This is a genomic window from Pseudomonas fungipugnans (assembly GCF_029955235.1).
GTDB lineage: Bacteria > Pseudomonadota > Gammaproteobacteria > Pseudomonadales > Pseudomonadaceae > Aquipseudomonas > Aquipseudomonas fungipugnans.
Map to the genome: position 1 here is coordinate 278,696 of NZ_JARBWL010000001.1, position 13,399 is coordinate 292,094.

10 protein-coding genes are annotated in these 13,399 nt (G+C 59.3%); 8 read left to right on the forward strand and 2 right to left on the reverse strand.

Features of this window, described 5'->3' with window-relative positions; translation table 11 throughout:
- The first annotated feature begins 185 nt into the window (after positions 1 to 185).
- From POF45_RS01435 to pgm, 3 genes are all read left to right on the forward strand, one after another.
- Positions 186 to 1,658, forward strand: coding sequence for a hypothetical protein (locus POF45_RS01435; RefSeq protein WP_282314846.1), 1,473 nt, complete (start codon positions 186 to 188; stop codon positions 1,656 to 1,658).
- Between the two features lie 85 nt (positions 1,659 to 1,743).
- Positions 1,744 to 3,144: an aminotransferase-like domain-containing protein gene (locus POF45_RS01440; protein WP_259494212.1), complete on the forward strand. Its 1,401-nt coding sequence runs from the start codon at positions 1,744 to 1,746 to the stop codon at positions 3,142 to 3,144.
- Between the two features lie 115 nt (positions 3,145 to 3,259).
- A complete protein-coding gene (gene pgm, locus POF45_RS01445) occupies positions 3,260 to 4,906 on the forward strand; it encodes a phosphoglucomutase (alpha-D-glucose-1,6-bisphosphate-dependent) (protein ID WP_282314847.1) in 1,647 nt (548 codons plus the stop codon).
- 325 nt (positions 4,907 to 5,231) lie between these two features.
- Here pgm and POF45_RS01450 read toward each other — a convergent pair whose 3' ends face one another.
- The gene (locus tag POF45_RS01450; RefSeq protein WP_259494210.1) at positions 5,232 to 5,927 is read right to left on the reverse strand and encodes a pirin family protein; all 696 of its coding nucleotides are present in this window, start codon (positions 5,925 to 5,927) and stop codon (positions 5,232 to 5,234) included.
- 272 nt (positions 5,928 to 6,199) lie between these two features.
- On the opposite strand from POF45_RS01450, the gene POF45_RS01455 reads away from it, so the two are divergent.
- Entirely contained in the window at positions 6,200 to 8,674 is a 2,475-nt protein-coding gene (locus POF45_RS01455) for a UvrD-helicase domain-containing protein (protein ID WP_282314848.1), read from the forward strand.
- 169 nt (positions 8,675 to 8,843) lie between these two features.
- Here POF45_RS01455 and POF45_RS01460 read toward each other — a convergent pair whose 3' ends face one another.
- Positions 8,844 to 9,119: a DUF1652 domain-containing protein gene (locus POF45_RS01460; RefSeq protein ID WP_259494208.1), complete on the reverse strand. Its 276-nt coding sequence runs from the start codon at positions 9,117 to 9,119 to the stop codon at positions 8,844 to 8,846.
- A 264-nt stretch (positions 9,120 to 9,383) separates the two neighbouring features.
- Between POF45_RS01460 and POF45_RS01465 the strand changes: the two genes are divergently transcribed.
- From POF45_RS01465 to POF45_RS01480, 4 genes are read left to right on the forward strand one after another with little or no spacing between them, the layout of a single operon-like run.
- Positions 9,384 to 10,199 carry an AraC family transcriptional regulator gene (locus POF45_RS01465; RefSeq protein WP_259494207.1) on the forward strand — a complete coding sequence of 272 codons (816 nt, stop codon included), beginning with the start codon at positions 9,384 to 9,386 and terminating at the stop codon, positions 10,197 to 10,199.
- A gap of 50 nt (positions 10,200 to 10,249) precedes the next feature.
- Positions 10,250 to 11,656 (forward strand): NAD(P)/FAD-dependent oxidoreductase, encoded by a 1,407-nt coding sequence (locus POF45_RS01470; protein ID WP_259494206.1) that lies wholly within the window; start codon positions 10,250 to 10,252, stop codon positions 11,654 to 11,656.
- A gap of 30 nt (positions 11,657 to 11,686) precedes the next feature.
- Positions 11,687 to 12,028 (forward strand): cupin domain-containing protein, encoded by a 342-nt coding sequence (locus POF45_RS01475; RefSeq protein WP_259494204.1) that lies wholly within the window; start codon positions 11,687 to 11,689, stop codon positions 12,026 to 12,028.
- A gap of 44 nt (positions 12,029 to 12,072) precedes the next feature.
- Positions 12,073 to 13,158, forward strand: coding sequence for a polyamine ABC transporter substrate-binding protein (locus POF45_RS01480; RefSeq protein ID WP_259494202.1), 1,086 nt, complete (start codon positions 12,073 to 12,075; stop codon positions 13,156 to 13,158).
- The last annotated feature ends 241 nt before the right edge of the window (positions 13,159 to 13,399 follow it).

Here is a 13,399-nt window from a genome sequence, read left to right on the forward strand (position 1 = left end):
AAGGCTTTGCGGGGAGCTCAGAGCATTCATGAGTTAATGCGCGGGCAAATATTTCAAATAATTACCAAAACCTTAAGTGCTAGCATTTTATGCAAGTGCTTCAGCACTCACTACCGATGAGCAGTCGCGCAGTGTCTGTCACTGTTTGCGTAATATCGAACTTACGAACACCAGGTAAACCACTGATGACTTCAATTCATGACCAGGCAATGAACTATGTTTACCAGCAAGTCCTGCAACGGCTGCTGGGCTTTTTCTCGCGTGCCGAGCGTACTGCCTTGCAGCTGTTGATTCAGCGCCTGGTGGTGGCGGCCGGTGGCATGGAGCGTATCGCTGACTTCAAGGTACTGGTGATTCAGTCCGGTACGCTGGACAGCTGCTACACCCTGGCGCTGTTGCGTGCCGCTCAATTGAGTATCGCGGGCCGGGCGCCGGGGACGTTCCAGTTGCGCGTCGCCACGCTTCGCCTGAACGGGACCGGGCCGATGGCGCTGGACAATATTCACCGCAGCAATAGCGCGCTGTTTCTCTATGACGATCCGCGGGTTGAGCTGTTGATGGTCGATAACCGCGAAGTCATGCCGTTCAATCATCTGCAAGCGATTGGCGAGGGCGCGCACGCGGCCAATCGGCTGAACATGTTGATGCTCGCACATCGCCGGACCTGGACTGAACCGTTGGATCTGTCGGACGACGGCTATCTGTCGACGGGCGAGTTCTATGGCCAGATTGCCCGTTGGGACGGCGGCGTCAATGCGCTGATCAACAGCGATTCGCCTCGCCAGCAGAAGCAGTTCATCAACGGTTTGAGCCGCGCGGCGCGCAGGGCCGATCTGGGCATGGTGAACTTCACCAGCAGCGAGATTGACCGGTTGTTTGCTCTGCTCGATAACCTGGGCAGCGATTACTATCAGGCGTTCTACGTCAATCAAGAGCAGGCACCCTGGCGCCCGCTGGACAGTTTCGAAGCCTGTCGTCGCAGCACCTGCATCGACATTCACGACTTGCTGGTGGCCAAACTGGAGGAGCGCTGGCCGCTGCTCACCGATTTCCTGGGTGTGCGCTCCGACGAACTCGCAACGCACCTGAGTATTCAGGAATTCATCTGTCCGATGATTGCGGCGCATGTACGCGGCCTCGCTGCCTGTTTTGTGGCGGGGAACAACTACGAAGCAGGCCAGAGCGAATACATTCGCCGCGCCCTGGTCCTGATGCGCCGCAAGCACGTCCCTGAACGCCTGTGCGAGCAGGCCGAGGCGTTGTTTGCCGATTCGGCTGTCATGGCCGAGCAACGTATCCAGGCCGCCGCCGACGCGCAGAAAACCCTCGGTTTGAGTGAGGCGCAACTGATCTGCCTGCTGTTCGCGCCATTTGTCGATCAAGGTGCCGGGCTGGAACGCTTCCTGCGCCGTTGCCACCCCGGCATGCTCGTGGCGATGCCGGATTTGCACCGGGCAATGCAAGGCCACCCGGTGCCTGAGCAGGTGCTGCAATGGATGACCGATGTCAGCGGATTGCCTGTCAGCCTGATCGGCACGCTGTATGGCATGACGTCGCCTGACGTCGACAACCGGGAGTTTGGTCTGCCTCTGGATGATGCTGACGGTTCGCCGCAGAGGGACTCCGGCATCATTGGCGAACTGTCCGCAGGGCGCTGAAGGTGGCGCGATTTTCGACAGTTTGCCTGGCCCGGGCTCATGACAATGGCCAGATGCAAACGACGAGTTGGCCTGGACGCCCGTCATGAAAGGCACCAGAGAAACCGATTTTGCGTATCAGGCGGTCTACCGTTATCTGACCAACCTGATCAACGAACCAGGAAGCGGTCCGCAAATTCGTCTGCCGTCGTTACGGCAGTTGGCGGACCGGCTGAACGTGTCGATTTCGACCATTCAATACGCCTATTCGTTGTTGGAGAAAGAGGGGCGTGTCTATTCGATTGCCAAGTCCGGCTACTACGCGTTGCCGGTTTCCAGCATTGCCCCGGCGCCCAGCTGCAATGACTTGCTGGTGACGGTCTATGTCAACGCCAAACGCCCGGGTGTGCTGGTGCTGAGCGCCGATGAGCCGTCCTTGTTGCAACCGCTGGACAGCCCGTTGCTGATGCTGGAGCGTGAGCTGCTGCGCCAGTATCCGCGTCAGCCTCAGCCCGGTTCACAACCCTGTGGCGAACTGGAGCTGCGCGCGGCACTGGCAGCCCGCTATACCACCTCGCCAGCGCGATGCTGGCATGCCGACGAGGTGTACATCGGCGCGGATCTGCGGGGCGTGCTGGAGATACTGATTGCCGTCCACGGTCTCAAGGAGGCGACGGTGGTGGTCGAATCACCGTGCGAATGGACGATTCTGCGCTTGCTCAAGGCCGCACAGGTGCGAGTGCTGGAACTGCCGATACAGATCGACGGCACACTGGACCTGAACCAGCTCGAACAATGGCTTGAGACCGAGCCGGTGCGGCTGGTGATGCTGTCATCGGGGCTGAGCATGCCGCGAGGCAGCCGGATTCCGCAGGATAACCGCGAAGCGATTGCGCGCCTGCTGGAACGGTACGAGAGCTGGGTACTGGAGAACGACTGTCAGGGTGAGCTCGGCTTCGACGCTGACGTTCCGCGGTTTCGTGACCTGCTCAACCCTGACCGGCTGATGGTGTTTTCGAGCTTCGAAAAAATCGTCGGGCCAGAGGCGCCTTACGGGTATTTGCTGTCGCGAAAGCTGACCGGCGAACTGCAACGGCATTTTCTGCTGCGCTCGTTCCGCCTCTCGTCCATTCGCCAGAAAGCCATCGCACGCCTGTACAGCAGCGGACGCATCGACCAGCACCTGCAAGTGCTGCGACGTTTGCTCAAGGATCGTCAGTTGCACATGATCCAGCTGCTGAATGAACGGCTGGGGGAGGCGCTGCAACTGGTCGAGCCGCAGGGCGGGGCGACGCTCTGGGCGCGCTCGTCGCGTACGGTCGATATGCGCCGGGTGTTCCAGCGACTGCTCAAGCAGGAAGTGGTGATTGCGCCAGGGGAGTTGTTCAGTCTGCAAGGCTTGCACCGCCAGCATCTGCGCCTGAGTCATACGTTCAGCGGCGACCACGATCTGGGCGCGGCATTGGGCATGCTGGGCGATGCACTGCGCATGGAAACAGTCGATTGAACGACGTTGCTGGGCATCGTTGATGCCGACGGATCGTTACCATCGCGTTGCGGTCAAACTGCCAGTAAACTGCGTTCCAATCAATTCCTGAACCACTCTCTCTCAGAGGTTTTGCATGACACTCAGTCCTTTTGCGGGCAAACCGGCACCGGCAGAACTGTTGGTCGATATCCCGCGACTGGTAACGGCTTATTACACCGGTCAGCCCGATGCCGCCATTTCGACCCAGCGTGTAGCGTTCGGCACGTCCGGACACCGGGGCAGCTCGTTCGACTTGAGTTTCAACGAATGGCACGTTCTGGCGATCAGCCAGGCGATCTGCCTGTATCGCGAAGCCCAGGGTATCGATGGTCCGTTGTTCGTCGGTATCGACACCCACGCACTGTCCACACCGGCAGGTGCGAGCGCCCTCGAAGTGCTGGCGGCCAACGGCGTTACCGTGATGATTGCCGAAGGCGACGAGTACACGCCGACGCCGGCCATTTCCCACGCGATCCTGTGCTACAACCGCGGCCGTACCTCGGGCCTGGCGGACGGTATCGTCATCACGCCGTCGCACAACCCGCCGCAAAGCGGTGGCTACAAATACAACCCCACCAACGGTGGCCCGGCCGACACCCACATCACCAAGTGGATCGAAGCCAAGGCCAACGAACTGCTGGTCAACAAGCTGGCTGGCGTCAAGCGCATCAGCTACGAACAGGCCCTGAAGGCCAGCACCACTCATCGTCATGACTACCTCAACACGTATGTCGCCGACTTGATCAACGTGATCGATTTCGACGCCATCCGCGATGCCGGTCTGCGCCTGGGCGTCGATCCGCTGGGCGGAGCAGGGGTGCGCTACTGGTCGGCGATTGCCGAGCACTACCGCCTGAACCTGGAAGTGGTCAACACCCAGGTCGATCCGACGTTCCGTTTCATGACCGTCGATTGGGACGGACAGATCCGCATGGACCCCTCGTCCAGCCATGCGATGCAGGGGCTGATCGGCCTGAAAGAGCGTTTCGACGTTGCCTTCGCCTGCGACCCGGATCATGACCGCCATGGCATCGTGACCCCGTCCGGCGGCCTGCTGGCGCCGAATAACTATCTGGCGGTGTCCATCGACTACCTGTTCCAGAATCGTCCTCAGTGGCGCGCTGATGCCGCCGTGGGTAAAACCGTGGTCAGCAGCGGCCTGATCGACCGCGTGGCCAAGCGCCTCGGTCGTCGATTGTACGAAGTGCCGGTCGGTTTCAAATGGTTTGCCGATGGCCTGTTTGACGGTTCGCTGGGCTTTGGCGGCGAAGAAAGCGCAGGGGCTTCGTTCCTGCGCAAGGACGGCGGCGTCTGGAGCACCGACAAGGATGGCCTGATCCCGGCATTGCTGGCAGCCGAAATGACTGCTCGCACCGGCCGCGACCCGAGCCTGGCGTATCGTGCGTTGACCGACGAACTGGGCGAACCGTTCTCGGTACGTGTGGACGCCAAGGCCAACCCGCAGCAGAAAGCGCTGCTGAGCAAGTTGTCGCCGGATCAGGTCACCTCGACGCAATTGGCCGGCGAAGCGATCCAGAGCATCCTCAGCCATGCACCGGGTAACGATCAGGCCATCGGCGGCTTGAAAGTCATGACCGAAAACGGCTGGTTTGCGGCGCGTCCGTCGGGCACTGAAGACATCTACAAGATCTACGCAGAAAGTTTTGTCAGCGACGAGCATCTGAAGCAGCTGGTTGCAGAAGCCCAGACGCTGGTGGATGGCGCTATTGCTGCGAAGTAACTGACGACCCCTTCGCGGGCAAGCCCGCTCCCACAAGGATTGCGCTGAACCCTGTGGGATCGGGCTTGCCCGCGAAGGTGCCGGTGCAGACACCAAAGCACTGGGTCAAAAAAGGGCGACCATAAGGGTGAATGCTGGTCAGTTAAGGATTTGAACACCGTAAACCTTGTGGGAGCGAGCCTGCTCGCGAAGGCGGCCTGATATTCAACATCAATGTTGAATGTGCTGGCCTCTTCGCGAGCAGGCTCGCTGCCACAGGTTTGTGTCTTGACTGATCGGCATTCACCACATGGTTGCCGTTTTTTTTTGCCCGGTATTTACTCGATCAAGCCAGGTCCACCAACACGATTTCACTGTCTTCAATCGCCGTCACCGTCAGCACCTGCTCGTTCGCAACGGCGACGCCGTCTCGAGCTTGTGCACGCAAGCCATTGACTTCAATGACGCCTGTTGCCGGCACCAGGTAGGCGCGACGGCCGCTGTCGAGCCGATACTCAGCCGATTCCCCGGCCTTGAGATTGGCCGCTACCAGCCGCGCATCCGCACGAATCCGCAGGCTCTGATCATCGCCGGCCTTGCCGCTGGCCAGGGTCACAAAGCCTTCGCGCTGGCCTTTTGGAAACGGCTTGGCGCCCCAGGACGGAGCCAGGCCCGTTTCGTTGGGGATGATCCAGATCTGGAAGATCCGGGTCTCGCTCGACTCCAGGTTGTATTCGCTGTGCGCAATCCCGGTGCCGGCACTCATCACCTGAACATCGCCAGCCTCGGTACGGCCCTTGTTGCCCAGATTGTCCTGGTGAGTAATGGCGCCTTCACGTACATAGGTGATGATTTCCATGTCGCGGTGCGGATGCTGTGGAAAGCCCGTGCCGGCGGCAATCACGTCGTCGTTCCAGACGCGCAGGTTGCCCCAGTTCATGCGCTTTGGGTCGTGGTACTCGGCGAACGAAAAGTGATGATGGGCATCCAACCAGCCGTGGTGGGCACCGCCCAAGGTGTTGAAAGGTCTGAGTTCAAGCATGATCGTCTCCTCGAAGGTTCGTCATGGGCCGTGCGCCACGAAACCGGAACCGGTGGTTGATGGTGAGTATGATCCTTCAAGCAACAATCGATAAAAAGCGTAAAAAATGCCGCAAACTGATCGAGTAATCCGATATTTGCGCGGCTCAAAAGTTTCTCACCCAGCCTTCACTTCATCGTCCAAGCCAATGAACTACAAGCATTTCACTAGAACTGGCCGGCAAATAAAGACACCATAGCCGTCAACAGCCTCACACCCTGGAGTCCGTCCGCGTGCCGCAACACACCCCCGATCTTCCGCCCGAACTGCGCCCCCTTGCCGAAATGCCATTGCTCAAACGGCTGGCTGCCCGTTTTTTTGGCCACGGCCTGACCCGCCTGCGCGCGCAACACCGTGCGTCATGGCTGCATGGGCAGGCGGACGGTTTTCGCAGCGGCCACACCGCCGGGGTCGATTACGGGTTCAAGGAAGGCAAGCTGGAAGGTCTGGAGCAAGGGCGCCAGGTGTTGCTGATCCGCGACTCACGCTGCACCGAGCACCGGCCGCCGAACGTCGATGACAACCTGTTCGACGACTGGCGTCTGCCGTTGAGCGCCGAACTCAAGAAACGCATGAAAGCCGATGTCGCGCGGTTGCTGCCCTCGCACGCGCAGCCCAGCGCCGCGCAATGGAAGATGATTTTCAGCGACACCCCCTCGACTTCAGTGGTTGCCGGGGCGGGCGCGGGCAAATCGACTACGTTGGTGCTGCGAATCCTGCTGCTGAGCCATTACCTGGGCTTCGAGCTTGGCTCGATGACGGTAGTGACCTTCACCCGGGAGTCGCGCAAGGACTTCATCAACAAGCTGGTCGAGGTGTTTGCGCTGTGGGAACGGACGCTGGGCCTCAAAGAGGCGCGGGATCTGGTGCGCACTTTTCACTCGCGCATTCTGCCCATGGTGCGCAGTCTGCCGGGGTTCGAGCGTTTGCAGGCCTTCGAGAACCTCAGTCACCGCCCGCAAAACGGCGACGAGGAGATCGACAGCAATCCATTCGACTTGCGAATCAACGATGCCCAGCGTCAGCAGCTAAACGCCTGTTATCACCGCTTGATTACCGTTGACGAGCGCTTTCGCGAGCTGATCCAGCCGTTGTCGCGCCACGCCTTGCAGCTCAAGGAGCTGGAGCGCGATCACCCGGATGTGCAAAAGCGCATGGCAGTGACCGAGTTGGCGGCCAAGCGCGACGAAGAGTTGTGCGATGTCATTGAGGACTTGTGGTTTCGCGCCGGTGCCTGGCCGATCAAGGGCATTGAGCCGAACCGTCAGACGTTCGATATCAACGGCTCGATTTTTCAATGCCACGGCTACATTCCAACGCTGGATGCCTGGGTGGTGCTGGGGTTCGATCCCCGTGAAAACCCGCAAGTCAGCCGTCCGAACGCCAAGCTCAGCGTGCGCGCCGAATGGGCCGTGAAGCGCACCCTGTTTCAAGCTTTCTGTCGTAAGCCTTTGATTTGGATAGACAGTTATGAGTCGTCGAAGCGCGTCCTGGCCTCGCTGGCCGGTGATGCCAGTGCCGGTCCTGGCTTCGACTACAAGGTCAAGGGCGAGCTCGGCTCCGCGCCCTTGCTGGATTGTTTTGTGGCGGCAGCGGGATTTATCGAGAACCTCGGCCTGGACGTTCCGGACGCTGTGGGCCGAATGAGTTTTGCCAAGGACGACCCGGACCGGTTTTTCTTCGAGGCCCTGAGCCTGTACTGGCGTGCGCTGGAAGATCATTTGCTGGATCAGAAGCCGCCCGTCATGACCTACAATCGCATGTTCGCCCTGTTCAGCGAGCATTCACCGGAAAATCTCAAGCTGCTGAGCGATGAGTTGCTCAGACCGCTGTCGCACCTGATGATCGACGAGTTTCAGGACGTATCGCCGCAAATCGTCTCCTGGATTCGTGCCAGCCTGGCGGAAATTCGCAGCCGCGGCCCGGCCATGCATGTAGGGCGCGGTGCCCAGCGTTCGTCCTTGTTGTGTGTGGGTGATGACTGGCAGTCCATCTACGGCTGGCGGGGCAGTTCGCCGACGTACTTCATGGATTTCAACAAGCAATTCCCTTCACCGTCCACCACTCGGGTGATGCTCAGCGACAATTACCGCAGCCATCAACACATCATCGATGCCGCTGAACATATCGTACGTTCTGCACCGGCAATCCCGGGCAAGAAGGCCAAGGCCGCCGGCGAGCAGCAAGTCTTGCGGCCGGTGAATGTGCTTGAGCGTAATGATCAGGACATGGCGCAACGGCTGATCGAACACTACCGGCAGGGAGATTCGATCTTGATGCTTTATCGAAGATGTAGCGATAAGTCATTGATAGAAGAGCATATTCAGTCTGTAGTTAATGTTGACTCTAGCTTGCCGTACGACGCCCGACGCCTGAAACAACTGACGTACCACAGCGCCAAGGGCCTTCAGGCAGACGCAGTATTCCTGCTGGGTGACTGCCAGCATCTGACCAGCTCGCCTTACAAGAATCAGGTGTATCGCATGGCAGGTCTGGGCAAGGCTGGCGACAGTGAGGCCTATGACAATGCGCAGAAGGACGAGATTCTGCGACTGGCTTATGTGGGGATCACCCGGGCGGTCAGCCACTGCTATTGGTATGTCGATGGTCAGGACAATCAGGCGGTGAACATGCCCAAGGCGTCGGACCGGGTGGGCCAGGGCAAGGCGTTTTTTGCTGATCACCGCCAACCCCTGAAGTTAACCTGACCCCCTGTGGGAGCGTGCTTGCTCGCGATAGCGGTCCGTCAGGCACTACAAGTTGAATGTGCAGGCGCCATCGCGAGCAAGCTCGCTCCCACAGGGATTCATGGTGTTGCCGAAACAAAAGGCATTAAAAAGCCCACATCCTGTGGGCTTTTTGGTATCCGAAATGCGATCAGGCAAAACTCCTGAGCGCCACCGGTGGGATGAACGCTTCCAGCTCATCTTCCACCGCTTCAATGATTCGCTCCACATCTGCCGCATTCATGACGGTGGAGCAGGGAATGCCGGCGATGGCGATCATGGTTTCGCCGCTGGCCCGATCGAACAGGCGGGCAATCATGCTGCCCGGTGCGTCCATGCTCGCCTCAAAACCCATGGGATGAAAATGCCAGCGCATCAGCTGGCAGGCGTTGGGAAAAGTGACCTTGCTGAATGATCCTTTGTTCATGTGTTGCCCGCCTTAGTCATCGAGCGCTTCCTTTAGCTCATGTGAGGAGGGAAGAGCCTTCATTGGCTCAACCGGTGATTGCCTCTAAAAGTAGCATCCGGATGTGAAAAAAAGGTGGCTTTTTTCAGGCCGTTTGGCGATTGCCCGGTATTTTTTGATATGGATCACAGTCCGCTGCTTATTGACCAAAGCGCCATCACTGCCTGGCCATTGAAGCCTTGACTGAACTTGGGCAATCTGGACTTTTTTCTCGCCGAGTTCCCTATGCACGCCGATGATGACGGCCCGCAGCAAACCCCGGTGACGGGCGAAACAGTCATGCGCTATCACCTGTGCTGGAAACACCGGGATCTGGACGGCGTCATGGCGTTGTATCACCCGCAGATCCAGTACCACGACTTTTTCCAGAATCGCGTCATGGGGCTGGATGAATTGCGCGAGTACGTGCGCCTCAGCATGCCGCGCAATCGCGATGAAGCGCTGGAACACTCCGATCGCATCCGCCTGGACGGCAACACGGCTTTCATCCAGTACTGCATGACACTGCGCGGTGGCGAGGGGTTGGTGTCTTTTCGCTCCAGTGAGGCGATCACCGTGCGTGACGGGTTGATCTGGCGGGTCAATGAATATGCCTCTCTGGTGCATGAGCAGCCGCCCAGTAAAACCGCCAGCACGCTACGCCCCGCGGTGAGTCGGCTGGGCCTGTCGCCTCGGCAACTGAGTTTCATGGCTGAGGACTTGCAGCAGTACTTCCAGCGTCAGCAACCTTATCTGGACCCGGAGCTCGACCTGCAGCGCGTGGCCAAGGAGTGCGGGTACAGCCGCAACCAGATCTCCTACCTGCTCAATCAGGTGCTGGGCCAAAGCTTCTATCGCTACGTCAATCAGGCGCGGCTCAAGCATTTGCTCGCGACGCTGGAAGCTGCCACGCCGCCACTGAAAGTCGATGACCTGGCGTTCGCGGCCGGTTTCAATTCTCTGTCGGCGTTCTACAGCTGTTTCCGCCAGCACACAGGCCTGTCGCCCAAGGCCTACGTCAAACAAATTTCTTTGCGTGCACGCGCGCAAGACAGCCTCTGAGCCCGCGCACTAGGATCGTCCTCATCGAAGTTTGAGTGACGGAGTCTTGCATGGCGGCGTGGCGCACTATCAGTTTGTGGATGGACCAGCTCGACGAGCCATTATTGGCGCGTCCGGCGCTGGAGCAGGATCTGGACGTCGACGTCGCCATCATCGGCGCTGGTTACACCGGGCTCTGGACCGCGTACTACCTCAAGCGTCTGGCACCGGGCCTGGATATCGCGATCATCGAGGCGCAAACCGCCGGTTTCGGCGCCTCGGGTCGCAACGGTGGTTGGCTGATGGGCAATCTGTTGGGCGAGGATCGCCTGCTCGCCAAGTTGAACCCCGAGCAACGCCGCGCCTCGTTTGAATTGCTGCACGGCATTCCGGACGAGGTTGAGATTGTCCTCGAACGCGAGGGTATCGACTGTGATTATCGCAAAGGCGGGGTGCTGTACTGCGCCGCCCGTTATCCCGAGCAGGAAACCAGCCTGCGCCAGTACCTGGACAAGCTGTACGCCCAAGGCTTGACTGAAAATGACTACCGCTGGCTCAGTCCAGAGCAATTGGCGCAGCAGATCAGGGTGGCCAAGCCCTATGGCGGCATCTATGCGCCGCACGTAGCGACCATCCAGCCGGCAAAGCTGGTGCGGGGTCTGGCGAACACCGTTGCACGCATGGGCGTCAAAATCCATGAAAACAGCCCGGTCACGCACTGGCAGTCGGGCAGTCTGCGCACGGCAAAGGCGTCGGTTCGCAGTCGCTGGATCGTGCCGGCGGTAGAAGGTTATTCGGTCACGCTGCCGCCGCTGGGTCGTTACCAGTTGCCGGTGCAAAGTCTGCTGGTGGCCACCGAGCCGCTGTCCGCCGCAACCTGGGATGAAATCGGCTTGAGCCGTGGCCAGGCGTTCAGTGAAAGCAGTCGCCAGGTCACCTATGGCCAGCGCTCCGCAGACAATCGCCTGGTGTTCGGTGCCCGTGGCGGCTACCAGTTCGCCGGCAAGTTGCGCCATGACTTCGACCTGACCCGTAGCGAAGTGGAGTTGCGCCGCTATCTGTTCGGCGAACTGTTCCCGCAACTCAAGAACGTGCGAATCACTCACGCCTGGGGCGGCAATCTGGGGATGTCCCGGCAGTTCAAGCCGCACATGCTCTGTGATCACGCCAGCGGCATCGCGCTGTCCGGCGGTTACGGCGGGGAGGGTGTTGGTGCCAGCAATCTGGGGGGGCGGACATTGGCCGACCTGATCCTTGAACGTGACACCGAACTGGTCCGCCAGCCCTGGGTCATGCCTCAGGGCCAAATCGAAGCCCTGCGTGCCTGGGAGCCGGAGCCATGCCGCTGGCTCGGCTACAACGCGATCATCCGCAGCTTCGTCCACGAGGACCAGACCCTGGCCGACCCGTCCACTGCGCCCTGGCGGCGCAAGCTGGCCAGCGGCGTGGCGGGGTTCATGGAAGGCTTCATGCACTAAACGGCGTTTTCTCCCTCAACAGGTACTCCCATGAGCATCACGCAATTCAAGCACACCGCAACCCTGACACTGGACGAATCCAATCCCGTCGCGGTGCCACTGGGCGCGCCCGTGGCGGTGGCGTCGACCACCAGTGTCGAGCGCGACGATGGCGTCGAGACCGGCGTCTGGGAATGCACGCCCGGACGCTGGCGCCGACAGATCGTTGCCCAGGAATTCTGTCACTTCATCCAGGGTCGCTGCACCTTCACCCCGGACGACGGCGAAACCCTGCACATAGAAGCCGGCGACGCACTGATGTTGCCAGCCAACACTCTCGGTATCTGGGACATTCAGGAAACCGTGCGCAAGACCTACGTTTTGATTTTTTGATCCCTTGATTGCCTGCCAATAACAACCCATACAGGAATCGACTCATGATCCGAAAGACACTGACGCTCGTCCCACTGATGCTCGTGGCTTCCATCAGCCACGCCGCCGACACGGTCAAAATCTACAACTGGTCGGACTACATCGCGCCCGGCACCACAAAAAATTTCGAGAAAGAAACCGGCATCGGTTTCAGCTACGACGTGTACGACAGCAACGAAACCCTCGACGGCAAGTTGATGACCGGCAAGTCCGGCTATGACGTGGTGTTCCCGTCCAACCATTTCATGGCTCGACAGATTCAGGGCGGGGCACTGAAGACACTCGACAAGAGCCAGTTACCGAACTGGAAGAACCTCAACCCGGTGCTGCTCAAGGCCTTGCAAACCAATGATCCGGGTAACGAACACGGCTTCCCGTACCTGTGGGGCAGCACCGGGATCGGCTACAACATCACCAAGGTCAAGGCGGTGTTGGGTGACAACGCCCCCGTCGATTCCTGGGACCTGATCTTCAAGCCGGAAAACATGGCGAAGTTGCAGAAGTGTGGCGTGGCCATTCTCGACAACGGCCCGGAACTGTTGCCAGCAGCGCTCAATTACCTGGGCCTGCCACACCACAGCAAGAACCCCGAAGATTATAAAAAAGCCGAAGCCTTGCTGATGAAAGTCCGGCCATATATCAGCTATTTCCATTCATCCAAATACACCAGCGACCTGGCCAACGGTGACATTTGCGTGGCGGTCGGTTTCTCCGGTGACATCCTCCAGGCGGAAAATCGCGCCAGGGAAGCCGGGAACGGCGTCGACATCGGCTACTCGATTCCCAAGGAAGGCGCGGCGATCTGGTTCGACATGGTCGCCATGCCTGCCGATGCCCCGGACGAGAAGGCCGGTTACGCATTCATGAACTACCTGCTGCGCCCGGACGTGATGGCCAGCATCAGCAACTACGTGCACTACGCCAACGGCAACGAACAGGCGGACAGCCTGATCGACCCAGCCATCAAGAACGATACCAAGGTGTACCCGAGTCCCGAGATGATGGGCAAATTGTTTGCGCTGGAAGCGATGCCGCTCAACATTGACCGGATCCGCACGCGGGTATGGAACAAGATTCGTACCGGTAGCTGATGCTCACCGCCCTCTGGCGCTGCCACAGGCAGCGCCTACAGGGTTGTTCACAGGTCATGACACCACTTTGCGGACATATGAGTTAGTGGGTGGCACTGCGCTGGCACTTGGTTTTGCAAACATGGAAAGTGAGACGCCCTTATCAAAAAACAACTTACCTCTATTTAATATTTAAATAACAAATTGTCAGACAATTGATTCAAAACTCATCACTCAAAACAATATTTTGCCACGATGCCCC